The sequence below is a fragment of the Labilibaculum sp. genome (assembly GCF_041595635.1).
Lineage (GTDB): Bacteria > Bacteroidota > Bacteroidia > Bacteroidales > Marinifilaceae > Labilibaculum.
In genome coordinates, this window is the sequence record NZ_JBFHJW010000031.1 from 1 (window position 1) to 22109 (window position 22109).

Here is a 22109-nt window from a genome sequence, read left to right on the forward strand (position 1 = left end):
GCCTGTCCTACAGGTTCAATTTTTACTACCCTCTTTTTAACTGATACTGACTTTTTTGCCATAACTTAACAATTATTTAGTCGCTTTTTTCTTGTTAGCAACTGTTTTTCTCTTACCTTTTCTAGTACGTGAGTTGTTTTTGGTTCTCTGACCACGTACTGGCAAACCAATACGGTGACGAATACCACGGTAACAACCAATATCCATCAAACGCTTAATATTCAGTTGATTTAAAGAACGTAATTCTCCCTCAACTTTTAAATTAGCATTAATCGCTTGACGAATACGACCAGACTCATCATCAGTCCAATCCTTTACTTGCTTATCGTGAGAAACTCCTGCTTCGTCTAAAATCTGACGAGCAGCACTTCTACCGATACCGTAGATATAAGTCAAGCTAATTATCCCTCTTTTATTTTGAGGCAAATCAACTCCAACAATTCTAGCCATAAATTAAAATATTTATCTATTACAATAGTTTACAAATTATCCTTGACGTTGCTTGAACTTAGGATTCTTTTTATTAATCACATACAAACGTCCTTTTCTTCTAACGATTTTGCAATCTTCGGAACGTTTCTTTACAGATGCTCTTACTTTCATTATTATTAAATTTAATTTTTGTATCTAAAAGTAATGCGCCCTTTTGTAAGATCATAAGGGGACATTTCCACCTTTACCTTATCACCAGGTAAAATCTTAATGTAGTGCATTCTCATTTTACCGGAAATGTGAGCTGTAATCACATGTCCATTTTCAAGTTCTACACGAAACATTGCATTAGATAATGCCTCGGTAATTGTACCATCTTGTTCTATTGAAGGCTGTTTAGCCATAAGCTCATTAAATTTTATTAGTTTATATCTTCAATAAATTCAAAATTGGATAAGATCTGAGCCTTTCCCTTTCGAACTACCACGGTATGTTCAAAATGTGCTGCAGGTTTTCCGTCAGCAGTAACAATTGCCCATCCATCAGCATCTTGGTAAATATCTCTTTTACCTAGATTCAACATCGGTTCAATTGCCAGGACTAGTCCTTCTCTCAATTTCAATCCACGTCCACTTTTTCCAAAATTTGGAACTTGTGGATCTTCATGAAGATTTCTCCCAATTCCGTGCCCTACCATTTCTCGAACAACAGAAAAAGAATTCTGTTCTGCATGTTTTTGAATGGCAAAACCTATGTCGCCTAAATGATTACCTTCGATAGCTTGTTCTATTCCAAGAAACAATGCTTCTTTAGTAATCTTCAACAGTCGCTGAACCTCAGTGTTAACAGTTCCCACGCTAAAGGTATATGATGAATCGCCATAAAAACCATTCATTAAAACACCGCAATCGCAGGAAACAATATCTCCTTGTTTCAGCTCATAGCTAGATGGAATTCCGTGAACCACTTGTTTGTTTATAGAAACACACAAGGTATTCGGGAATCCATCGTAACCCAGAAACCCTGGTTTACCGCCATTGTCTCTTATGTACTCCTCTGCAATTTTATCCAAGCGTAAAGTTGATACACCAGGGGCAATTTCTCTTGATAAAATACCTAAAGTCTTAGCCACCAGCTCATTGCTTAATTTAAGCAATTCTATCTCCTCTTCGGTTTTGTAAAAAATCACTGCAAAGAAAGCAAAAATATTTTAATAAGCCGCAGCTCCTCCCGGAGTTTTACCTTTTATTCTTCCAGACTTCATCAATCCATCGTAGTGACGCATCAAAAGATGACTTTCAATTTGTTGTAAAGTATCCAATACAACACCTACTAAAATCAATAAAGAAGTACCGCCATAAAAATGTGCAAATTGATTATTCACTCCAGCTATCATAGCAAAGGCAGGCAAAATTGCAACTAGACCTAAAAATATTGATCCTGGCAAAGTAATGCGAGACATAACAGTATCTAAAAAGTCGATAGTCTTTTTTCCAGGCTTTATACCAGGAATAAAACCGCCATTCTTTTTCATATCCTCAGCCATTTGCGTTGGATTAACTGTAATTGCTGTATAAAAATAAGTGAATAATACAATCATTACAAAGAAAAGAGCATTGTACCAAAATCCAGTGAAATTGGATAAAGCTGCTGCTACTCCAGTTAACGCATCGGAACTAGCATAGTTAACAAACGCCATTGGCAAAAACATAATTGCTTGCGCAAAAATGATCGGCATTACACCAGCAGCATTCACTTTTAAAGGAATGTACTGGCGAACCCCACCATATTGTTTGTTTCCTACGATTCTTTTTGCATACTGTACAGGTATCTTTCTGGTTCCCTGAACTAACAAGATTGTAGCTGCAAAAACTAGGAATAAAACAATGATTTCTAAAACCAATAGAATTAGTCCTCCTCCTTGCCCTTCAATTTTTGAAAGTAATTCTGCGAAGAATGAGAATGGTAATCTTGCAATAATACCGATCATGATGATAATTGAAATACCATTACCGATTCCTTTATCGGTAATTTTTTCCCCTAACCACATGATAAACATCGATCCTGCTGCAAGAATCATCACAGATGATACTGTAAATAGAGTGCCTTTAAGAATAAAGGCTGCTTCAGGTAGTTGTGAATGCAAGTTTAATAGATAACCAGGTGCTTGAAGTACAAGTATAATTACTGTTAGATACCTTGTAATTTGATTGATTTTTCGACGACCACTTTCGCCCTCACGTTGCAATTTTTGAAAATATGGAACCGCAATTCCCATTAACTGAATTACAATAGAAGCAGAGATATAAGGCATGATTCCTAATGCGAAGATTGATGCATTCGAAAATGCTCCTCCGGAAAACATATCTAATAATCCCAAAACTCCGTCTTGAGTTTGCGTTTTTAACGCGCCTAACTGTGCAGGGTCTACCCCTGGCAAAACAACCATAGTACCTAAACGATACACTAACACAAGACCGAAAGTTGTTAAGATTCTAGATCTTAAATCTTCAATCTTCCAGATGTTCTTCAATGTTTCTATTAAACCTTTCATATCTAAACTTACAATTTAACAACTGTTCCTTCGGCTGCTTCAATTGCTGCAATAGCCGATTTTGAGAATGCGTGAGCTTTAACTTCTAGCTTCGCAGTAATAGTTCCATTTCCTAAAATCTTAACATTGTCATTTTTTGACATCATACCAGCTGCTATCAAAACTTCTTTGTCGATTGTAGTAATGTTATTCTTTTCTGCTAAGGCTTGTAAAACTTCAACATTAATAGCTTTATATTCTTTTCTATTAATGTTCTTAAATCCAAACTTAGGAACTCTTCGTTGTAAAGGCATTTGACCACCTTCGAAACCAACTTTTTTAGAGTATCCAGATCTTGACTTCGCACCTTTATGTCCTCTGGTTGAAGTACCACCTCTACCAGATCCTTGTCCGCGACCTATTCTTTTCGAATTCTTAACAGATCCTTGTGCGGGTTTTAAGTTACTTAAGTCCATATCTATTTAATACTAAATATTAACAATGATTATTCTTCAACGGAAACAAGGTGTTGCACCTTAACTACCATCCCCTTAATTTGAGGAGTAGCTTCATGTTCAACAGTTGCATTGATCTTGTTTAATCCCAATGCTTCCAAGGTTTTCTTTTGGCGATCAGTGCTTCCAATTTTGCTCTTTACCTGAGTAATTTTAATCTTAGCCATTTCCTTATTTGTTAACCGTTAAACACTTTATCTAATGAAACACCTCTGTGTTCGGCAACGGTATGAGCATCTCTTAATTCAGCTAATGCTCCAATAGTTGCTTTCACAAGGTTATGTGGGTTTGATGAACCTTTTGACTTTGCCAAAACATCAGTTACTCCAACACTCTCTAATACTGCACGCATCGCACCACCAGCTTTTACTCCGGTACCATGAGAAGCAGGCTTAAGGAAAACTTCAGCTCCACCAAATCTTGAAAGTTGTTCATGAGGTATTGTTCCCTTATAAACTGGAACTTTGATCAAGTTTTTCTTCGCTGCGTCAACACCTTTAGAAATAGCTGTAGTTACTTCGTTTGCTTTACCAAGTCCCCAACCTACTAATCCTTTTTCGTCTCCTACCACAACAATTGCAGAAAAACTAAAAGTTCTACCACCTTTTGTTACTTTAGTAACTCGATTAATAGCAACAAGCCTATCTTTAAGATCTGCATCGCTAGTTTTTATATTCTTATTATCTGCCATAATTATTAAAATTTAAGGCCACTATTACGAGCAGCGTCCGCTAAAGATTTAATTCTACCATGGTATAGATAACCATTTCTATCGAATACAACACTAGTAATACCGGCAGCAACAGCTTTTTCAGCAATTGCTTGACCTACTAGCTCAGCTTGTTCAAGCTTAGTTGTTGTTTTCTCAGCGATATCTTTAATCAAAGAGGAAGCAGCAACTATAGTCTTTCCTGATAAATCATCAATAATTTGTACTGAAATCTGCTTGTTAGAGCGAAAAACTGACATTCTAGGTCTTTCAGCAGTTCCAGCAATTGACTTACGAATTCTTCTTTTAATTCTAAGTCTTCTATCTTGCTTAGTTAAAGCCATAATTTACTGTTTTAAGAAATTATTTACCCGCAGATTTACCAGCTTTTCTTCTAAGCTGTTCACCAACAAATTTAACACCTTTACCTTTATATGGCTCAGGTTTTCTGAATGATCTGATTTTAGCAGCAACCTGACCGATAAGTTGTTTGTCACAACTTTCTAATGTAATGATCGGGTTAGCACGCTTTTCTGTTACCGCAGTTACATTCACCTCAGGAGCAATCTCCAAGTGAATAAGGTGAGAGTAACCTAAAGCTAACTCCAAAAGTTGTCCTTTTGAAGTGGCACGGAAACCTACACCAACTAGTTCTTGCTGTAATTTATATCCTTCAGTAACACCAAATACCATGTTGTTCATCAACGAGCGATACAAACCATGCATGGCTTTGTGTCTTTTTTGCTCTGATGGACGTTCCAACACAACTGTATTATCTTCTACAGATACTTTGATGTCAACATCAATTTGTTGAGTTAATTCACCCTTAGGTCCTTTAACAGTTACTGAATTATCTTTATTCACCGTTACGCTTACTCCGGCAGGCAAATCGATAGGTAATTTTCCAATTCGTGACATTTCTATCCTCCTTTATTAATAAACGTAACACATTATTTCGCCACCAACGTTTTTCTGACGAGCTTCCTTATCAGTCATTACTCCCTGAGAAGTAGAGAGAATTGCAATTCCCAAACCGTTTAGTACACGTGGTAATTCAGATGCTCCACAATATTTTCTTAATCCAGGTTTACTAACCCTTTTAAGATTTTTAATTGCAGAAATTTTTGTTTCTGGATTGAATTTCAAGGCAATTTTAATAGTTCCTTGAATGCCATCATCAACAAATTTGTAATTAAGGATATAACCTTTATCCTTAAGAATTTTTGTCATTTCTTTTTTCACGTTAGATGCAGGAATGTCTACCACTTTGTGCTTAGCCATAATCCCATTTCTTAGACGTGTAAGAAAATCTGCTATTGGATCTGTCATTTTAAATAAATTAAATTGATCCCGATTGCTCGGGACAATATTTAACAAAACTTGTTTTTACAAACTAATCTGGTTACCAACTTGCCTTCTTTACACCAGGAATTAATCCAGAAGAAGCCATTTCACGAAAAGTGATACGACTAATACCGAATTGTCTCATGTATCCTTTAGGACGACCAGTTAGTTTACATCTGTTGTGCAATCTTACTGGAGAAGAGTTTTTTGGCAAACGACTAAGAGCGATATAATCGCCTTCCTCTTTAAGTTGAGCTCTCTTTGCTGCGTATTTTGCAACTAGTTTTTGACGCTTTACTTCGCGAGCTTTCATTGATTCTTTAGCCATCGTCTTATTTTTTTAGATTTTTAAATGGTAACCCAAATTCCTTTAATAAAGCAAATGCTTCCTCATCGGTATTCGCAGTTGTAACGAAGGTAATATTCATTCCCATAATTTTGTTTATTTCATCCAAAACAATCTCTGGGAAGATAATTTGCTCTTCGATACCTAAAGTATAGTTTCCTCTACCGTCAAGTTTTCCATTGATACCTTTAAAGTCACGAATACGTGGCAAAGCAACACGAACCAATTTCTCAAGAAATTCGTACATGCGCTCACGACGCAAGGTAACAGTTGTACCAACTGGCATACCTTTACGAAGTTTAAAGTTAGAAATATCTTTCGAAGAAAGAGTTTGAACTGCTTTTTGACCAGTAATTGAAGTCATTTCGTTTACCGAAAATTCTAAAATTTTCTTGTCAGCAATTGCCGAACCAACACCTTGATTAATTACTATCTTCGTTAATTTTGGTGCTTGCATCACAGTTTTGTAGCTGAATTCCTTCATTAAAGTAGGAACAACTTCTTCTGTGTATTGTTTTTTAAGAGTCGGTATATAGCTCATTACTTAATCTCCTCCCCTGACTTTTTAGAGTATCTAACTAATTTATTGTTGTCACCCAAACGTCTACCAATTCTGGTAGCCTTTCCGGTTGAAGCGTCTTTCACATTCAAATTAGAAATGTGAATTCCTGCTTCTTTCTTAACAATACCGCCCTGAGGATTTTCAGCATTAGGTTTAGTATGCTTAGAAATCATATTAGCTCCTTCAACAATTGCTCGTTGCTTTTCTACTAATACTTCTAATACTTTACCTTCCATACCTTTAGATTCCCCTGAGTTTACAATAACGGTATCACCTTTTTTAATATGTAACTTTTTTCGCATTGTTCTAGGTTTTCAAAGATTATAAAACTTCTGGTGCCAGAGAAACGATCTTCATATCAGAATCTCGCAATTCTCTTGCAACAGGTCCAAAAATACGGGTTCCTCTCATTTCACCAGTTGTATTCAATAATACACATGCGTTATCATCGAAGCGAATATAGGATCCGTCTGGTCTTCTAATCTCTTTTTTGGTGCGAACAACAACCGCTTTTGTTACTGTTCCCTTTTTCATGTCGGAACCGGCTATAGCATTTTTTACGGTAACAACGATTTTATCGCCGATAGAAGCATAACGCTTTTTTGTACCGCCCAACACTCGAATACAAAGAACTTCTTTGGCTCCGCTGTTATCAGCTACATTTAGTCTACTTTCTGTTTGTATCATGTTTACTTAGCTCTTTCTATTATTTCAACTAATCTCCAACTCTTGTTTTTACTAATAGGTCGGGTTTCCATGATTTTTACGGTATCACCTTCATTGCAGGTGTTTTCTTCGTCGTGAGCAGTGAATTTCTTCGACTTATTCACAAACTTGCCGTAAATTGGGTGCTTTTCTTTGGTATGCACAACAATAGTTATGGATTTCTCCATTTTATTGCTTACCACAACCCCGATACGTTCTTTTCTAAGATTTCTTTCCATCACTTGTTTACTTTTCAGTTAATTGCCTGTGACGCAACTCAGTTACAAGTCTAGCAATGTTACGTCGGGTTACCTTAATTTGCAAAGGATTTTCCAAAGGTGAAATAGCGTGATTTAGCTTGAATCGAGTTAATGTAGATTTTTCTGAACCTACCCTTTCTACTATTTCCTGTGTTGTTAACTCTTTAATTTCTGAATTCTTCATGATTAATCATTTGAATTTTCAACATAATCACGTCTTACGACAAACTTGGTAGTAACAGGTAACTTTTGAGCTGCTAAGCGCAATGCTTCTTTAGCAACTTCGAAAGGTACTCCTTCGCATTCGAATAACATTCTTCCTGGTGAAACAGGAGCAACGAATCCTTCTGGTGAACCTTTACCTTTACCCATACGAACCTCTGCAGGTTTCTTAGTGATTGGCTTATCTGGAAAAATTCTGATCCAGATTTGACCTTGTCTTTGCATATATCGGGTTACTGCCACACGAGCAGCTTCAATTTGACGACCAGTGATCCACTTAGTTTCAAGTGATTTGATCCCAAAAGATCCAAATGCTAGTTCTGTACCACGACCGGCATTCCCTTTGATTCGTCCCTTTTGTTGTCTCCTAAATTTTGTCCTTTTTGGTTGTAACATCGTACTAATTCTTTAAAATTTAAAGACTACTTCTTTTTTCTTCTATTAAAACCACCTTTTCCTTTTGGACCTCTGCCATCACGTAATCCGGCATTAGGGGTTAAGTCACGTTTACCGTAAACTTCACCTTTACAGATCCAAACTTTGATACCAAGAAGACCGTAAGTTGTTAACGCTTCGGCCAAACAATAATCGATATCAGCTCTTAAGGTATGTAGTGGAGTACGTCCTTCCTTGTACATTTCAGAACGAGCCATTTCAGCTCCATTCAAACGACCAGAAATTTGGATTTTAACTCCCTCTGCACCCATTCTCATAGTAGAAGCAACAGCCATCTTAATTGCACGACGATAGGCGATACGACCTTCGATTTGACGAGCAATATTATTAGCAACGATTACAGCATCCATTTCGGGACGCTTAATTTCAAAGATGTTAATTTGTACTTCTTTGTCAGTAATCTTTTTTAACTCTTCTTTCAATTTGTCAACCTCTTGACCACCTTTTCCGATAATAATACCAGGACGAGCAGTGTTTACAGTGATTGTAATCAACTTTAGAGTTCTCTCGATAATGATTTTAGAAATACTTGCCTTCGCTAAACGAGCATTTAGGTATTTTCTTATTTTGGTATCTTCAACAAGCTTATCGCCGTAGTTTTTTCCGCCAAACCAGTTAGAATCCCATCCTTTGATGATTCCTAGTCTATTTCCAATTGGATTTACTTTTTGTCCCATTCTAACTATTCTTTAGTACTATCGGCTTCAGCTACTTTGCTGCCCAACAATATAGTTACATGATTTGATCTCTTTTTAATTCTATGTGCTCTTCCCTGAGGAGCTGGTCTAAGACGCTTAAGGATTCTCGCTGAATCTACGCTAATTTCTTTAACGTACAATGCGCTTTCCTCAATTCTTTGGCCCTCATTCTTAGCTTGCCAATTGGCAATAGCTGAAAGCAATAGTTTTTCTACGCGATTTGATGCTTCCTTCGGACTGAAACGAAGTACATCTAAAGCTCGGTTCACCTCCATACCTCGTACCATATCGGTAACCAGTCTCATTTTGCGAGGTGAAGTAGGAACATTTTTCAAGCTAGCAAATGCTTTGCTCTTATTTTCCTCCTTTATTTGGTTTGCTCTTATTCTTTTTCTTGCACCCATTTTTACAAATTCAAAATGTTAATTAAAACCAATGACATGCTTATCGTTTTTTCTTATCTGCATGTCCTCTAAAAGTACGAGTTGGTGCAAATTCACCTAATTTATGTCCTACCATGTTTTCAGTAACATAAACAGGAATGAATTTGTTTCCGTTGTGAACGGCGATCGTATGACCTACGAAATCTGGAGAGATCATTGAACGTCTTGACCAGGTTTTAACAACAGTTTTTTTCCCTGATTCGTTTTGTCCCAATACTCGTCTTTCCAGTTTGAAATCGATAAAAGGTCCTTTTTTTAATGAACGACTCATAACAATTTAATTATCAAATTATTTTTTCCTTCTTTCAACAATATACCTATTAGAAGCATTCTTTTTAGCTCTGGTTTTGAAACCTTTAGCTAGAACACCTGTTCTAGAACGTGGATGTCCTCCTGAAGATTTACCTTCACCACCACCCATTGGGTGATCAACTGGATTCATAACCACACCACGAACTCTTGGTCTTCTTCCTAACCATCGAGTACGACCAGCTTTACCACTTCTTTCTAACGCATGGTCAGCATTCGAAACAACTCCAATAGTAGCCTTACAGGTTACAAGAATCATTCGAACCTCACCAGAAGGTAATTTGATAGATGCATATTTGCCTTCTCGTGCTACGAGTTGAGCATATGCACCAGCGCTACGAGCCATTACTGCACCTTGAGAGGGTCTTAATTCAATATTATGAACTATGGTACCTAATGGGATATCAGATAATGGCATTGAATTTCCGATTTCAGGAGCTACTTTATCGCCAGAAAGCAAAGTTTGACCTACTTCCAGTCCGTTTGGTGCGACGATGTAACGCTTCTCACCGTCAGCATACACTAGCAAAGCTATGCGTGCAGTACGGTTTGGATCGTACTCAATCGAAACCACATTGGCTGGAACGCCATCTTTGTCTCTTTTGAAATCAATAACTCGATATCTTCTTTTGTGACCACCACCTATATATCTCATTGTCATCTTACCGGAGTTATTTCTACCACCAGTTTTTTTCATTGGTCTTAACAATGATTTTTCAGGTTTGTCTGTAGTAACCTGCTCAAAGGTATTAAGAATCTTATGTCTTTGACCAGGGGTTACAGGTCTTAATTTACGTACAGCCATTTTCTAATTAAATATTGCTATAAAAATCTATTTTATCACCTTCAACTAAAGTTATGATCGCTTTCTTAAAAGAAGCAGTTCTTCCTTCAATTGCACCAGCCTTAGTAAAACGACTTTTCTTTTTACCTTGATAATTCATGGTATTAACAGCCGCTACTTTAACGTTGTACATTGACTCTACCGCCTTTTTAATTTCGATCTTCTTTGCTCTGCGATCCACAACAAAACCAAAGCAATTTAACTTTTCGCTTTGGGCTGTCATTTTCTCAGTAACGATCGGCTTGATTAAAATTTCCATCTTTTAAACTTAATTTAGTTTAAACATTTCATCGAGCCCTTTTACTGAGCTCTCTACAAATAACAAAGTTGAAGCTTTCATAATATCGTAAGTTGCAAGGTCAGAAACACGTACAACTTCAACATTCTTCAAATTACGAGAAGACAAATATATGTTTTTATTGTCTTCAGTTAGCACTAAAAGTACTTTTTTATCAGATACTTTCAAGTTATTTTGAAGTTCAACAAAACTTTTTGTCTTTATAGCGTCAAAACTGAAATCTTCAATAACCAACAAGCCGTCATTTTTAGCTTTTAATGACAAAGCTGATTTACGTGCTAATTGTTTTAATTTTTTATTCAATTTGAAACTATAGTTTCTTGGACGTGGACCGAATACTCGTCCTCCCCCTCTGAATACAGGCGATTTAATGCTACCCGCACGAGCTGTACCAGTACCTTTTTGCTTCTTAATTTTCTTAGTACTACCTGAGATCTCAGCTCTTTCTTTCGATTTGTGAGTTCCCTGGCGTTGGTTCGCTAAGTATTGCTTAACGTCTAAGTAAATTGCATGATCGTTTGGCTCTATTGCAAAAACCGAGTCATTCAACTCAATTTTTCTGCCCGTATCTTCTCCAGATGTATTTAAAATTGCTAATTCCATTACTTTTCAATAATTACATATGAACCTTTAGACCCTGGAAGAGATCCTTTAACTAATAATAAATTGTTCTCAGGAATTACCTTAAGAACCTGAAGGTTTTCAACCTTCACAGTGTCTCCGCCTGTACGTCCGGCCATTCTCATGCCTTTAAATACTCTGGCTGGATACGATGCAGCACCAATAGAACCAGGAGCACGCAAACGGTTATGTTGACCGTGAGTTTGTCCACCTACTCCGCCAAAACCATGACGTTTCACTACCCCTTGAAATCCTTTACCTTTAGATATTCCTGTTACATCTACAAAAGCAGATTCTTTCATAATATCAACGGTAATAACATCTCCTAATTTGTATTCAGCATCAAAATCGCTGAATTCAACTAGTTTTTTCTTAGGGCTGGTATTTGCCTTTTTAAAGTGCCCATCTAGCGCCTTCGTTGTTCGCTTTTCTTTCTTTTCGTCAAAAGCCAACTGAAGTGCTTCATAACCATCAGTATCAACTGTTTTGATCTGGGTTACAACACATGGACCTGCCTCAATGACAGTGCATGGAATATTTTTTCCCTCGGCACTGTAAACGGAAGTCATTCCGATTTTTTTTCCAATTAATCCTGGCATTTTCTTTATTTTTTTAAAAATAAATCTAACAGTTTATCAAACTTTAATCTCTACTTCTACTCCACTAGGCAACTCTAGTTTCATAAGTGCATCAATTGTATTTGCAGTAGAACTGTAAATATCAATTAAGCGTTTGAAAGAAGAAAGCTGAAACTGCTCTCTTGATTTCTTGTTCACAAAAGTTGAACGAAGAACGGTAAAAATTCTTTTGTGAGTTGGAAGTGGAATAGGACCACTAACCACTGCACCTGTAGCCTTAACTGTCTTTACGATTTTCTCAGCTGAGTTATCAACTAAGTTGTGATCGTAAGATTTCAGTTTTATTCTAATTTTTTGGCTCATATTTTCTAATATTATACGATATAAACTATAGTAATTCAACTTTACCCTTGGCTTTCTCAACCACTTCTTTTGCAATACCTTTTGGCACCTCAGCAAAGTGATCAAATTCCATAGAAGAATTTGCACGACCAGAGGATAAGGTTCTCAAAATAGTAACATATCCGAATTGTTCTGACAATGGAACCATAGCATCAACAACACGAGCACCGTGTTTAGACTCCATGCCTTCAATCTGACCTCTACGCTTATTCAAGTCACCAATAATATCTCCCATATATTCTTCAGGAGTAATAACCTCAATTTTCATGATAGGCTCAAGTAGAACTGGTCCTGCCTTAGCACAAGCTTCTCTGAAACCTTGCTTAGCCGCCAATTCAAAAGAAAGCTGATCTGAATCTACTGGGTGGAAAGATCCGTCAAGCAATTCAATTTTTAATGTATCAACAGTATAACCTGCCAAAACACCATTTTTCATTGCTTCAACAAAGCCTTTCTGTACAGATGGAATAAATTCCTTAGGAATGTTACCCCCCTTAACCTTATCAACAAACTGCAATCCTTCACCTTCAAAATCAGCATCCACAGGAGATAAGTTGAAAATGATATCAGCAAATTTACCACGACCACCAGACTGCTTTTTGAACACTTGACGGTGATTAACAGTACCTGTAATTGCTTCCTTGTAAGCAACCTGAGGTGCTCCCTGATTACATTCTACTTTAAATTCACGTTTCAAACGGTCAATAATGATATCCAAGTGAAGTTCACCCATACCACTAATTACTGTTTGTCCTGATTCTTCGTCAGTCTTAACCTGGAATGTTGGATCTTCCTCAGCCAATTTAGCTAAAGCCATACCCATTTTATCAACATCTTTTTGAGTCAATGGCTCAACAGCAATACCGATAACTGGATCCGGGAAATCCATTGATTCAAGTTCGATAGGAGTTTCTTTTTGACACAATGTATCACCTGTACGAATATCTTTAAATCCTACACATGCACAAATATCTCCTGCTTCCACTCTATCAATTGCATTTTGCTTATTTGAATGCATTTGGTACAAACGAGAAATACGTTCTTTATTACCTGTTCGAACATTATAAACGTAAGAACCAGCATCAATAGAACCCGAATATACACGGGTAAATGCTAAACGACCTACAAATGGATCGGTTGCAATTTTAAATGCCAATGCAGCCAATGGCTCATCTACTGAAGGTTGTCTTGAAACGATTTCATCATTTTCAGGATCTACACCTGTAATAGCTTCAATATCTAGAGGAGATGGCAAGTAAGCAATCATCGCATCCAACAAACGTTGAACACCTTTATTTTTAAATGCAGAACCACACAACATTGGAACGATATGCATACCAATGGTAGCTTTACGTATAACCGCAATCATTTCGTCCTCAGTAATTGAATCTGGATCTTCAAAGAAGCGCTCTAAAAGCTCTTCATCTTGTTCAGCTACAGCTTCAACTAATTTTTCTCTCCACTCTTTTGCATCAGCAACTAAATAATCTGGAATTTCTTCCAAGGTATAATTAGTTCCATTCTCATCATCGTACCAAATAACAGCTTTCATAGCGATCAAATCAACCACACCTTTAAAGCTTTCTTCAGATCCGATAGGAATTTGAATAGGAATAGGATTAGCTCCTAATTTCTCTTTAACCTCACGAACAGCTTTGAAAAAGTCAGCACCAGAACGGTCCATCTTATTCACAAAACCCATACGTGGTACTTTATATTTATCAGCTTGTCTCCAAACTGTTTCAGATTGTGCCTCAACACCACCTACCGCACAGAAACATGCAACAGCACCATCCAAAACACGTAACGAACGTTCTACCTCTACAGTAAAATCAACGTGACCTGGGGTATCAATAATATTAACTTGATATTTATCGCTATTGTAGTTCCAGAAACATGTAGTTGCAGCAGAAGTAATTGTAATACCTCGCTCTTGCTCTTGTTCCATCCAGTCCATTGTAGCAGCACCATCATGCACCTCACCAATTTTGTGAGAAACTCCAGTATAGTACAAAATACGCTCTGTGGTAGTTGTCTTACCGGCATCAATGTGTGCCATAATACCAACATTCCTGGTGAATTTTAAATCTCTTTTTGCCATTTCTTTAAGAATCAGTTAACGATTACTAAAATCTAAAGTGAGCAAAAGCACGGTTAGCTTCGGCCATTCTATGTGTATCTTCTTTTTTCTTGTAAGCTCCACCCTCTTCATTGTAACCGCCAACAATTTCAGCAGCCAATTTTTCAGCCATAGATTTACCAGATCTTTTACGGGCATAAAGTATCATACTTTTAATAGCAATAGACACTTTTCTTTCAGGACGAATCTCTGTAGGAACTTGGAAGGTAGCTCCACCTACGCGTCGGCTTTTCACCTCAACTAATGGAGTAATATTTTCTAAAGCTTTTTTCCAGATCTCCAAAGGAGATTTTTCAAGCTTTTCTGTTTTTGCCTTAACGATATCCAAAGCATCATAAAACACTTTGAAAGAAAGATTTTTCTTTCCATCAACCATTAAGTCATTCACGAATCTTGTCACCAAAACATCATTAAATTTTGGGTCTGGCAATAAAATCCTTTTTTTTGGTCTTGACTTTCTCATTTTTTCTCAGTTTACGAGTTATCCGTTGTAGCTGCCTGGTTCAGTCTTCAAAAATCTCACGATCATTTACTCAACTTAATAGAGAACAACACATAAACATTAACCCATAGTTTTTGAAACTAGAATTAATTACTTTTTAGCTTTTGGTCTCTTAGTACCATACTTAGAACGGCGTTGTTTACGACCTTCTACCCCTGAAGCATCCAGAGCACCACGAACAAGGTGATATCTTACACCTGGAAGATCTTTTACACGACCACCACGAATCAATACGATTGAGTGTTCTTGTAAATTATGTCCTTCTCCTGGAATGTAAGCATTCACTTCTTTTCCGTTAGTCAATCTAACACGAGCTACTTTACGCATAGCCGAGTTAGGCTTCTTAGGTGTAGTCGTATACACACGAACACAAACCCCTCTCCTTTGTGGACAAGAATCCAATGCCGGAGCCTTGCTTTTATCGATAAGCTTGGTTCTTCCTTTTCTAACTAACTGTTGAATTGTAGGCATATTAACAATTACTTTTTAATTAAATATTTTTAACAATTTGGATTGCAAAGGTATCAATATTTTTATAAAAACGGGCATCCATCTGTTTGTTTTTACAAAAACCCCTTGGAATCAGCGCACAAAGGTAGGAAAAGCCTTTAAAAAACACAAGTAATTCTCTTTCAAAAAAATAAGCTGTTAAAGTTTCCTGGGAAAAGCGCCTTGTTTTTCGGCCTAAACAAAAGGATTTCTGACAAAATCACGATCAAATTTTATCTTTCACATCAGTTTCCATCCTCAATTACTGCACTATGCATATTGCATCTAACTTAAAAGTTAACTAATTTACGAAGGCTTATTAATTATTCAGGAAGTTGTTCGAACTTTTACACAGTTAATTTATTTTTTAACCCAAAAAAATACCCTTATGAAAGTGTATCAATCAAACGAAATTAAAAACATCGCCCTCATTGGTAATGCGGGCTCGGGTAAAACTACCTTGGCTGAAGCAATGCTGTTTGAAGGCGGTGTTATTACAAGACGCGGAAACGTGGAAGATAATAACACCGTTTCTGATTACAATCCGGTAGAACATGAGTACAAAAGCTCAGTATTCTCTACTGTTCTTTATACTGAGTGGCTGGGAAAAAAAATTAATTTCATAGATAGTCCTGGAGCTGATGATTTCTCAGGAGGTGTAATTTCAGCTCTTAATGTTGTTGATACAGGCTTAATGTTAATAAATGCTCAGAATGGAGTAGAAGTTGGAACCGAAATAATTGGTCGAAGAGCAGCCTCCTTACACAAACCTCTTATTTTTGTTATTAACCAACTAGATCATGACAAGGCTAATTTTGAATTGTGTATTGAAACAGCTAAAATAAATTTTGGGAATAAAATTACAATTGTGCAATATCCCGTAAACGTTGGCGTAAATTTCAATGCCGTTGTCGATGTACTTAAAATGAAATTGTACCAATGGGGACCCAATGGCGGAGAACCAGAAATCTTAGACATCCCGGACACCGAAATTAACAAAGCCAACCAGCTTCACAACGAACTTGTTGAATCAGCAGCAGAGAATGATGAAGCCTTAATGGAATTATATTTCGACAAAGGAACTTTAACAGAGGACGAGATGCGAGAAGGGATGAAAAAAGGAATGATTGCTTGTGATTTCTTTCCTGTATTTTGCATTTCAGCAAAAAAAGACATGGGAACTCGTCGACTCATGGAATTTATAGGAAACATTGTTCCTTTCGTAACCGAAATGCCTGCCATACCAACAATTAGCGGACGAGAAGCAAAATGTGATCCCAATGCTCCAACCTCCATTTTTGTATTTAAAACATCGATTGAGCCACACATTGGGGAAGTTAGCTACTTTAAAGTTATATCGGGCAGAGTTAAAGAAGGGGACGATTTAATCAATATAAACAACAAAATTAAAGAAAGAGTCTCTCAACTATATATCATTGCAGGAAGAAACAGGGAACGAGTAACAGAACTTCTTGCTGGTGATATAGGAGCAACTGTAAAATTGAAAAACACAAAAAACAATCACACCTTAAACGATAAGGATTGTGATTTTGTATACAAAAGCATTAAATTTCCAGAACCAAAATATAGAACTGCAGTAAGGGCAAAAGACGATTCGGATGATGAAAAGCTCGGTGAATTACTGCATAGAATGCACGAAGAAGATCCCACAATACTTATAGAATACTCTAAAGAACTAAAGCAAATTATTTTACACGGACAGGGAGAATTCCACTTAAACACTTTAAAATGGAGACTGAGCCACAACGACAATATTGAAATCGAATTTTTAAAACCTAAAATACCTTATCGCGAAACCATTACAAAAATTGCACAAGCGGATTACCGCCACAAAAAACAATCAGGTGGTTCAGGACAATTTGGTGAAGTACATATGATAATAGAACCATACACAGAAGGAATGCCAGATCCTGTAATGTATAAAATCAATGGAAAAGAAACAAAAGTTAACTTACGTGGAACCGAAGTTATCGAACTTAATTGGGGTGGAAAATTGGTTTTCTGCAACTGTATAGTAGGAGGAGCTATTGATACTCGTTTTCTTCCTGCCATCCAAAAAGGGATTATGGAGAAAATGGACGAAGGACCACTTACTGGATCCTATGCACGAGACATTCGCGTAGTTGTGTATGATGGTAAGATGCACGCTGTAGATTCCAATGAAATTTCGTTTAGACTTGCTGGCAGGCATGCATTTAGTGCTGCCTTTAAAAATGCTGGCCCTAAAATACTGGAACCAATATATCTTATCGAAATTTTAGCCCCCGAAGATAGAATGGGCGATGTAATGAGTGATCTACAAACACGACGCGCCATGATTATGGGTATGGAAGCCGAAAAAGGATTCCAAAAAATAATTGCCAAAGTTCCCTTAAAAGAAATGAACAAATACTCAACTAAATTAAGTTCGCTTACAGGCGGAAGAGCTCAATTCACTATGAAGTTTGACAGCTACGAAAAAGTACCTAGTGAAATTCAGCATGAGTTACTGGAAAGCTACCAAGAAGAGGCAGCTGAAGTATAAATAAAAAGATAAAGGCCTCTTGCGAGGCCTTTATCGTATCTATAAAACCATCTTTACAACTCAATTACGAATCAGCATAAACGAGCCCTTTTTGGTATATGTCTTTTTTTCCTCTTCCTCTCCTGTTGCTTTAATTACATAAAAATACGTTCCTGGTGTTGCCAATTTCCCATTCACTTTTCCATTCCATCCTTCGTCGGGATTTTGCGAAGAATACACAACTCTTCCCCACCGATTAAAAATGGTGGCTTTAAAACTTTTTAAAGATTGAGATTTTACTTTAAATTCGTCATTCTGACCGTCGCCATTAGGGGTAAAAACATTAGGAACCTGTACTAAAGATGTATCTACTTCAACCGGCTCTATTAGTGTATACTCGTCGATACACGTTTCGGGACCTTTATCAGAAGAAACAATCAACTTCACGTAGTAATATCCAGGATGTTCATAAGTATAGGCAACAGGATCCTCATCTGTTACTATATCATCCACAAGAAGACTGTCCGCTAGTTCGGTTGCATCTTCAATACGATCAAAATCCTGGTAAAGGTACCATTCAAAATCATCAGCATTTACTGATTCATTTTCAAACTCAACCTCCAAAGGAGCTTCTCCATCCATTGGATCAATTGAAAAACCTGCCTCAACCACATAGGTAGATGAAGTAACACTCTCCGAAATAAAACTACAAGAATACGGGTCGGTAACGCGCATGGTATAAGATTTTTCATCCTCAAAAGCCTCATCATCCACAAAACTTTTACTACTTCCATCGTAATTGGATAAGCTTAAATGATCCAGTTCTTCTCCATTTCGCAATAAGGTAAAAGTATACGATCCTTCTGTTGATACATCTAACAGAGTAGCAGAAGGAATATCAAAATATTGCAATTGCAAAGGTGCAAAAGAGGCATAAAAATACAAGCCAACACAATCCATCGAACTGAGTGTTAAAGTAGGCTGTGAATTGCTATTATTCAAAACCCAAGCTTGATCTTCGAAAGAATCAGTACCATTACTTGCCTCAACACGATACAAACCATCCTGCAAGTTTGTCAATAACGATTCTGTAGAGGTATCTAAAGAGGAAACCGAAGTCGAGAAGGATGAAGAGCTAGAATTCCATTTTGTCCAATTAAAGGTCCATCCCGACGAGCCATCGGTAGGAGTAGCTGTAAGCTCACCAACACCTGTCCCAATTTCATCACAAAAAACATAGATTTCGTCCTGAGAAGAGGTAGAATACTGAGTTGTAGTTGTATAACTAGCATTACCTGCAGTTATTTGCGAGAAAAGTGGACTCGATAAGAATACAAATATCACAAAAAGTGATAAGCGAAAAAATTTCTTTGAGTGGAGTAAGCTGAACCGTATTTTCATCTTGCTATTCTGAATAGTTTTATGATATGTCTAGATCTACAATATTAAAAAAATAAAGCCGTTTTTTCTACAATTAAACAATTATCTTTATTGGCAAAACACATGTTATGAGTTAAGTTGCCTATAAAACGAGTTAGTAACAGGTAGTAGAACTCCAAAAGCAAAACATCTGAATATCACCACAATAAATAACAAATTGAAATTTTATTCTAGACTAATTTTGAATAAATGGCCTAAAATTACCTTTCAAATATTAATTTTGAGCTGCAAAATAATTGAAAACTGATTGAAAAAGAATGGAATATTTAAATGAGTTAAATCCGGTACAACGTGAAGCCGTTGAAAATATAAATGGAGCCTCACTAGTTATCGCTGGAGCTGGATCGGGCAAAACCCGTGTTTTAACCTACCGAATTGCACACCTTTTAAATCAGCACATTCCTGCATACTCCATTTTGGCTTTAACCTTTACAAACAAAGCGGCTCGGGAAATGAAAGAGCGAATTGGCAACCTTGTAGGACCACAGCAATCTCAATCGCTATGGATGGGAACTTTTCATTCTATATTCTCGAAAATTCTACGATATGAAGCAGAACACCTAGGTTTTGACTCCAATTTTACCATTTACGATACTCAGGATTCACGAAATTTACTTCGTGCCATTATTCGCGAAATGCAACTAGACGACAAGACCTACAAAGCCAATGAAGTTTTAAATCGTATTTCGTCGGCTAAAAATAATTTGGTAACAGCCAATGCATACGCTCAAAATACCAACATTCAAAAAATTGACTCAAGCAACAGACGCCCACTCATTTTTGAAATCTATAAAAAGTACAGTTTACGATGCAGGCAAGCCAATGCCATGGATTTTGATGATCTGCTATTGCAAACAAATATCCTTTTTAAAACCAAACCCGAAATACTAGCCAAGTATCAAGATAAATTTAAATACATTTTAGTAGATGAGTATCAGGATACCAACTACTCACAATATCTAATTGTTAAAAAACTGGCCGAAAATCATAAGAATGTTTGCGTGGTTGGCGATGATGCTCAAAGCATCTACTCATTTCGTGGAGCGAAAATTGAGAACATTCTAAACTTTAAAAACGATTACCCCAATTACAAGCTATACAAACTAGAGCAAAATTACCGATCGACTCAAAATATTGTGAACGCTGCGAATAGCGTAATCCATAAAAACAAAGAACAAATTCAAAAAAATTCTTTTTCAGAAAATGAGGAAGGTGATAAAATTCGGGTTGTAAAAGCACTCACCGATCACGAAGAGGGTTATATTGTTGCCAACTCAATTTACGAGGAAAGAATGCGAAATCAATTGCAATATCAAGACTTCGCAATTCTATATCGCACCAACGCACAATCGAGGATTTTTGAGGAATCCTTGCGCAAATTAAACCTGCCTTACAAGATTTACGGCGGTCTGTCGTTCTATCAGAGAAAAGAAATTAAAGATTTACTTTCCTATTTCCGCCTGACGGTGAACCCAAACGATGAAGAAGCTATTAAAAGAGTAATTAACTACCCCAAAAGAGGAATTGGCGATACAACCGTTAATAAACTTCAAAATGCAGCAATAGAAAATGGCTCTAGTATTTGGGAGGTAATTGCTGGCCTGCAACAAAGACCTTATGGAATTAATTCGGGAACCATTTCGAAACTAAGCAGATTTGCGACTTTAATTCGTGATTTTCAGCAAAAACAAGCTTCTGAATCGGCGATTGATCTGGCCAATTACGTTGCAAAAAGTACTGGAATTGTGCAGGAACTATATAACGACCGATCGCCAGAAGGAGTTTCCAGACATGAAAACATACAGGAACTTTTAAATGCGATTCAAGAATTTACCCAAAATGCTTTGGAGGAAGGTAAAGAATTACAATTGGCCAATTATTTGGAAGATGTTGCTCTTTTAACTGATCAGGATAGCGACAAGGATGAAGATCGAAACAAAATCACTCTAATGACCATACACTCAGCCAAAGGACTGGAATTTCCACATCTTTACATTGTTGGGCTCGAAGAAGATTTATTCCCCTCGCAAATGGCTACTAGTACCTCCCAAGATCTGGAAGAAGAACGCCGATTATTCTACGTAGCATTAACCCGAGCAGAAACAAAAGTAAACTTATCGTTTGCAAAATCGAGATACAAATGGGGAAACATTAGTTATCCTCGCCCTAGTCGGTTTATTAAGGAAATTGACGATCAGTTTACCGATTTTCAATATGAAAAAGAACCCGATTTCTCGGGAGCACTAGGCAGTAACTACCAGAGCAGTACAGATTCTGAAATTGTAAGCCACCCGAAAAAATTTCAAACAAAACAATCTTTTTCATCCAAACCAAAACTAAAACAACCCATCACTCGTAACAGAATAGGTACAAGTCAAACAAACGATGCTAACTTTACGCCATCTCATCCCGATCAAATTCAATCGGGTATGATTGTCGAGCATCAACGCTTTGGGAAAGGCAAGGTTTTGCAAATAGAAGGAAGCAAACCCAATATAAAAGCAACCGTATTTTTTCAGAATGTTGGACAAAAACAATTACTCCTAAAATTCGCTAAGCTTAAAATTGTTGGATAAAAACCCTAACTATTTGTATTGAAAGAAGAAATCTGTTACATTTGTCATGAGTTCTAAGATTTTCTGCAATTGTTTTAAATATAAAAAACAATTTATTTAAAGTTCTTTTCTACTTCATATCGTAAAATCTATGAAATCTTAGCTTCACAAATTATATAGAT

General features: G+C 36.8%; 32 protein-coding genes. 2 read left to right on the plus strand and 30 right to left on the minus strand.

Annotated features, from left to right (window positions below):
* Positions 1-72 precede the first annotated feature (72 nt).
* The 29 genes from rpsM to rpsL form a co-directional block, all read right to left on the minus strand.
* Complete coding sequence (gene rpsM / locus ABYT26_RS10135; protein WP_372753475.1) at positions 73-450, minus strand: 30S ribosomal protein S13; 378 nt, start codon at positions 448-450, stop codon at positions 73-75.
* Between the two features lie 36 nt (positions 451-486).
* Positions 487-603, minus strand: coding sequence for a type B 50S ribosomal protein L36 (ykgO, locus tag ABYT26_RS10140; RefSeq protein WP_054714088.1), 117 nt, complete (start codon positions 601-603; stop codon positions 487-489).
* Positions 604-614: 11 nt separating this feature from the next.
* The gene (gene infA / locus ABYT26_RS10145) at positions 615-836 is read right to left on the minus strand and encodes a translation initiation factor IF-1 (protein WP_054714084.1); all 222 of its coding nucleotides are present in this window, start codon (positions 834-836) and stop codon (positions 615-617) included.
* Positions 837-853: 17 nt separating this feature from the next.
* Positions 854-1621, minus strand: coding sequence for a type I methionyl aminopeptidase (gene map, locus ABYT26_RS10150; RefSeq protein WP_372753478.1), 768 nt, complete (start codon positions 1619-1621; stop codon positions 854-856).
* A 21-nt stretch (positions 1622-1642) separates the two neighbouring features.
* Positions 1643-2986, minus strand: coding sequence for a preprotein translocase subunit SecY (gene secY, locus ABYT26_RS10155; protein ID WP_372753480.1), 1344 nt, complete (start codon positions 2984-2986; stop codon positions 1643-1645).
* A gap of 8 nt (positions 2987-2994) precedes the next feature.
* Positions 2995-3441, minus strand: a complete 447-nt coding sequence (rplO, locus tag ABYT26_RS10160; RefSeq protein ID WP_372753482.1) for a 50S ribosomal protein L15 — start codon at positions 3439-3441, stop codon at positions 2995-2997.
* Positions 3442-3470: 29 nt separating this feature from the next.
* On the minus strand, positions 3471-3647 hold the full coding sequence (rpmD, locus tag ABYT26_RS10165; RefSeq protein ID WP_372753484.1) for a 50S ribosomal protein L30: 177 nt from the start codon (positions 3645-3647) through the stop codon (positions 3471-3473).
* An 11-nt stretch (positions 3648-3658) separates the two neighbouring features.
* On the minus strand, positions 3659-4171 hold the full coding sequence (gene rpsE / locus ABYT26_RS10170; protein ID WP_372753486.1) for a 30S ribosomal protein S5: 513 nt from the start codon (positions 4169-4171) through the stop codon (positions 3659-3661).
* Positions 4172-4176: 5 nt separating this feature from the next.
* Complete coding sequence (rplR, locus tag ABYT26_RS10175) at positions 4177-4533, minus strand: 50S ribosomal protein L18 (RefSeq protein WP_372753488.1); 357 nt, start codon at positions 4531-4533, stop codon at positions 4177-4179.
* A gap of 19 nt (positions 4534-4552) precedes the next feature.
* A complete protein-coding gene (gene rplF / locus ABYT26_RS10180; RefSeq protein ID WP_372753489.1) occupies positions 4553-5107 on the minus strand; it encodes a 50S ribosomal protein L6 in 555 nt (184 codons plus the stop codon).
* A gap of 15 nt (positions 5108-5122) precedes the next feature.
* Entirely contained in the window at positions 5123-5518 is a 396-nt protein-coding gene (gene rpsH / locus ABYT26_RS10185) for a 30S ribosomal protein S8 (protein WP_372753491.1), read from the minus strand.
* A 73-nt stretch (positions 5519-5591) separates the two neighbouring features.
* Positions 5592-5861, minus strand: coding sequence for a 30S ribosomal protein S14 (rpsN, locus tag ABYT26_RS10190; RefSeq protein WP_372753493.1), 270 nt, complete (start codon positions 5859-5861; stop codon positions 5592-5594).
* 4 nt (positions 5862-5865) lie between these two features.
* Positions 5866-6420, minus strand: a complete 555-nt coding sequence (rplE, locus tag ABYT26_RS10195) for a 50S ribosomal protein L5 (protein WP_372753495.1) — start codon at positions 6418-6420, stop codon at positions 5866-5868.
* Positions 6420-6743, minus strand: a complete 324-nt coding sequence (gene rplX, locus ABYT26_RS10200; protein ID WP_372753497.1) for a 50S ribosomal protein L24 — start codon at positions 6741-6743, stop codon at positions 6420-6422. Before rplX ends, rplE begins: the two co-directional genes overlap by 1 nt.
* A gap of 19 nt (positions 6744-6762) precedes the next feature.
* Positions 6763-7128 (minus strand): 50S ribosomal protein L14, encoded by a 366-nt coding sequence (gene rplN / locus ABYT26_RS10205; protein WP_372753499.1) that lies wholly within the window; start codon positions 7126-7128, stop codon positions 6763-6765.
* 2 nt (positions 7129-7130) lie between these two features.
* Positions 7131-7388 (minus strand): 30S ribosomal protein S17, encoded by a 258-nt coding sequence (rpsQ, locus tag ABYT26_RS10210; protein WP_370877216.1) that lies wholly within the window; start codon positions 7386-7388, stop codon positions 7131-7133.
* A 4-nt stretch (positions 7389-7392) separates the two neighbouring features.
* Entirely contained in the window at positions 7393-7590 is a 198-nt protein-coding gene (gene rpmC / locus ABYT26_RS10215) for a 50S ribosomal protein L29 (RefSeq protein WP_372753501.1), read from the minus strand.
* Between the two features lie 2 nt (positions 7591-7592).
* On the minus strand, positions 7593-8024 hold the full coding sequence (gene rplP, locus ABYT26_RS10220) for a 50S ribosomal protein L16 (protein ID WP_101308161.1): 432 nt from the start codon (positions 8022-8024) through the stop codon (positions 7593-7595).
* 26 nt (positions 8025-8050) lie between these two features.
* Positions 8051-8761 (minus strand): 30S ribosomal protein S3, encoded by a 711-nt coding sequence (gene rpsC / locus ABYT26_RS10225; RefSeq protein ID WP_372753504.1) that lies wholly within the window; start codon positions 8759-8761, stop codon positions 8051-8053.
* Between the two features lie 5 nt (positions 8762-8766).
* Positions 8767-9186: a 50S ribosomal protein L22 gene (gene rplV / locus ABYT26_RS10230; protein WP_372753506.1), complete on the minus strand. Its 420-nt coding sequence runs from the start codon at positions 9184-9186 to the stop codon at positions 8767-8769.
* Positions 9187-9226: 40 nt separating this feature from the next.
* Positions 9227-9496 carry a 30S ribosomal protein S19 gene (rpsS, locus tag ABYT26_RS10235; protein ID WP_101308159.1) on the minus strand — a complete coding sequence of 90 codons (270 nt, stop codon included), beginning with the start codon at positions 9494-9496 and terminating at the stop codon, positions 9227-9229.
* Positions 9497-9514: 18 nt separating this feature from the next.
* Positions 9515-10339, minus strand: a complete 825-nt coding sequence (rplB, locus tag ABYT26_RS10240) for a 50S ribosomal protein L2 (RefSeq protein ID WP_372753508.1) — start codon at positions 10337-10339, stop codon at positions 9515-9517.
* 7 nt (positions 10340-10346) lie between these two features.
* Positions 10347-10637 (minus strand): 50S ribosomal protein L23, encoded by a 291-nt coding sequence (gene rplW, locus ABYT26_RS10245; RefSeq protein WP_372753510.1) that lies wholly within the window; start codon positions 10635-10637, stop codon positions 10347-10349.
* A gap of 9 nt (positions 10638-10646) precedes the next feature.
* Positions 10647-11279, minus strand: a complete 633-nt coding sequence (rplD, locus tag ABYT26_RS10250) for a 50S ribosomal protein L4 (protein ID WP_372753512.1) — start codon at positions 11277-11279, stop codon at positions 10647-10649.
* Positions 11279-11896 carry a 50S ribosomal protein L3 gene (gene rplC / locus ABYT26_RS10255; RefSeq protein WP_372753514.1) on the minus strand — a complete coding sequence of 206 codons (618 nt, stop codon included), beginning with the start codon at positions 11894-11896 and terminating at the stop codon, positions 11279-11281. Before rplC ends, rplD begins: the two co-directional genes overlap by 1 nt.
* Before the next feature lie 36 nt (positions 11897-11932).
* Positions 11933-12238 carry a 30S ribosomal protein S10 gene (gene rpsJ / locus ABYT26_RS10260; protein ID WP_372753516.1) on the minus strand — a complete coding sequence of 102 codons (306 nt, stop codon included), beginning with the start codon at positions 12236-12238 and terminating at the stop codon, positions 11933-11935.
* Between the two features lie 25 nt (positions 12239-12263).
* Entirely contained in the window at positions 12264-14378 is a 2115-nt protein-coding gene (gene fusA, locus ABYT26_RS10265) for an elongation factor G (protein ID WP_372753518.1), read from the minus strand.
* A gap of 25 nt (positions 14379-14403) precedes the next feature.
* Positions 14404-14880, minus strand: coding sequence for a 30S ribosomal protein S7 (rpsG, locus tag ABYT26_RS10270; protein ID WP_372753520.1), 477 nt, complete (start codon positions 14878-14880; stop codon positions 14404-14406).
* 129 nt (positions 14881-15009) lie between these two features.
* Complete coding sequence (gene rpsL, locus ABYT26_RS10275) at positions 15010-15390, minus strand: 30S ribosomal protein S12 (RefSeq protein ID WP_101259654.1); 381 nt, start codon at positions 15388-15390, stop codon at positions 15010-15012.
* Between the two features lie 406 nt (positions 15391-15796).
* Between rpsL and ABYT26_RS10280 the strand changes: the two genes are divergently transcribed.
* Positions 15797-17953 (plus strand): elongation factor G, encoded by a 2157-nt coding sequence (locus ABYT26_RS10280; protein WP_372753522.1) that lies wholly within the window; start codon positions 15797-15799, stop codon positions 17951-17953.
* Between the two features lie 60 nt (positions 17954-18013).
* Here ABYT26_RS10280 and ABYT26_RS10285 read toward each other — a convergent pair whose 3' ends face one another.
* On the minus strand, positions 18014-19276 hold the full coding sequence (locus ABYT26_RS10285) for a gliding motility-associated C-terminal domain-containing protein (protein ID WP_372753524.1): 1263 nt from the start codon (positions 19274-19276) through the stop codon (positions 18014-18016).
* Positions 19277-19629: 353 nt separating this feature from the next.
* Between ABYT26_RS10285 and ABYT26_RS10290 the strand changes: the two genes are divergently transcribed.
* Positions 19630-21948 carry an ATP-dependent helicase gene (locus ABYT26_RS10290; protein WP_372753526.1) on the plus strand — a complete coding sequence of 773 codons (2319 nt, stop codon included), beginning with the start codon at positions 19630-19632 and terminating at the stop codon, positions 21946-21948.
* Positions 21949-22109 lie beyond the last annotated feature (161 nt).

Excerpts from the sequence above, each read along its gene's own strand:
- rpmC (WP_372753501.1), bottom strand. The coding sequence starts at position 7,590 with ATGAAGAATTCAGAAATTAAAGAGTTAACAACACAGGAAATAGTAGAA.
- rplF (WP_372753489.1), bottom strand. The coding sequence starts at position 5,107 with ATGTCACGAATTGGAAAATTACCTATCGATTTGCCTGCCGGAGTAAGC.
- rpsE (WP_372753486.1), bottom strand. The coding sequence starts at position 4,171 with ATGGCAGATAATAAGAATATAAAAACTAGCGATGCAGATCTTAAAGAT.
- rplE (WP_372753495.1), bottom strand. The coding sequence starts at position 6,420 with ATGAGCTATATACCGACTCTTAAAAAACAATACACAGAAGAAGTTGTT.
- rplN (WP_372753499.1), bottom strand. The coding sequence starts at position 7,128 with ATGATACAAACAGAAAGTAGACTAAATGTAGCTGATAACAGCGGAGCC.
- rplX (WP_372753497.1), bottom strand. The coding sequence starts at position 6,743 with ATGCGAAAAAAGTTACATATTAAAAAAGGTGATACCGTTATTGTAAAC.
- rpsM (WP_372753475.1), bottom strand. The coding sequence starts at position 450 with ATGGCTAGAATTGTTGGAGTTGATTTGCCTCAAAATAAAAGAGGGATA.
- rpsC (WP_372753504.1), bottom strand. The coding sequence starts at position 8,761 with ATGGGACAAAAAGTAAATCCAATTGGAAATAGACTAGGAATCATCAAA.
- ABYT26_RS10280 (WP_372753522.1), top strand. The coding sequence starts at position 15,797 with ATGAAAGTGTATCAATCAAACGAAATTAAAAACATCGCCCTCATTGGT.
- secY (WP_372753480.1), bottom strand. The coding sequence starts at position 2,986 with ATGAAAGGTTTAATAGAAACATTGAAGAACATCTGGAAGATTGAAGAT.
- rpsH (WP_372753491.1), bottom strand. The coding sequence starts at position 5,518 with ATGACAGATCCAATAGCAGATTTTCTTACACGTCTAAGAAATGGGATT.
- rplP (WP_101308161.1), bottom strand. The coding sequence starts at position 8,024 with ATGTTACAACCAAAAAGGACAAAATTTAGGAGACAACAAAAGGGACGA.
- rplD (WP_372753512.1), bottom strand. The coding sequence starts at position 11,279 with ATGGAATTAGCAATTTTAAATACATCTGGAGAAGATACGGGCAGAAAA.
- rpsL (WP_101259654.1), bottom strand. The coding sequence starts at position 15,390 with ATGCCTACAATTCAACAGTTAGTTAGAAAAGGAAGAACCAAGCTTATC.
- rplW (WP_372753510.1), bottom strand. The coding sequence starts at position 10,637 with ATGGAAATTTTAATCAAGCCGATCGTTACTGAGAAAATGACAGCCCAA.
- ykgO (WP_054714088.1), bottom strand. The coding sequence starts at position 603 with ATGAAAGTAAGAGCATCTGTAAAGAAACGTTCCGAAGATTGCAAAATC.
- rplO (WP_372753482.1), bottom strand. The coding sequence starts at position 3,441 with ATGGACTTAAGTAACTTAAAACCCGCACAAGGATCTGTTAAGAATTCG.
- rpsS (WP_101308159.1), bottom strand. The coding sequence starts at position 9,496 with ATGAGTCGTTCATTAAAAAAAGGACCTTTTATCGATTTCAAACTGGAA.
- rpsN (WP_372753493.1), bottom strand. The coding sequence starts at position 5,861 with ATGGCTAAAGAATCAATGAAAGCTCGCGAAGTAAAGCGTCAAAAACTA.
- rplB (WP_372753508.1), bottom strand. The coding sequence starts at position 10,339 with ATGGCTGTACGTAAATTAAGACCTGTAACCCCTGGTCAAAGACATAAG.
- rpsG (WP_372753520.1), bottom strand. The coding sequence starts at position 14,880 with ATGAGAAAGTCAAGACCAAAAAAAAGGATTTTATTGCCAGACCCAAAA.
- rpsJ (WP_372753516.1), bottom strand. The coding sequence starts at position 12,238 with ATGAGCCAAAAAATTAGAATAAAACTGAAATCTTACGATCACAACTTA.
- rplC (WP_372753514.1), bottom strand. The coding sequence starts at position 11,896 with ATGCCAGGATTAATTGGAAAAAAAATCGGAATGACTTCCGTTTACAGT.
- rpmD (WP_372753484.1), bottom strand. The coding sequence starts at position 3,647 with ATGGCTAAGATTAAAATTACTCAGGTAAAGAGCAAAATTGGAAGCACT.
- ABYT26_RS10290 (WP_372753526.1), top strand. The coding sequence starts at position 19,630 with ATGGAATATTTAAATGAGTTAAATCCGGTACAACGTGAAGCCGTTGAA.
- rplV (WP_372753506.1), bottom strand. The coding sequence starts at position 9,186 with ATGGGTGCAAGAAAAAGAATAAGAGCAAACCAAATAAAGGAGGAAAAT.
- rplR (WP_372753488.1), bottom strand. The coding sequence starts at position 4,533 with ATGGCTTTAACTAAGCAAGATAGAAGACTTAGAATTAAAAGAAGAATT.
- fusA (WP_372753518.1), bottom strand. The coding sequence starts at position 14,378 with ATGGCAAAAAGAGATTTAAAATTCACCAGGAATGTTGGTATTATGGCA.
- infA (WP_054714084.1), bottom strand. The coding sequence starts at position 836 with ATGGCTAAACAGCCTTCAATAGAACAAGATGGTACAATTACCGAGGCA.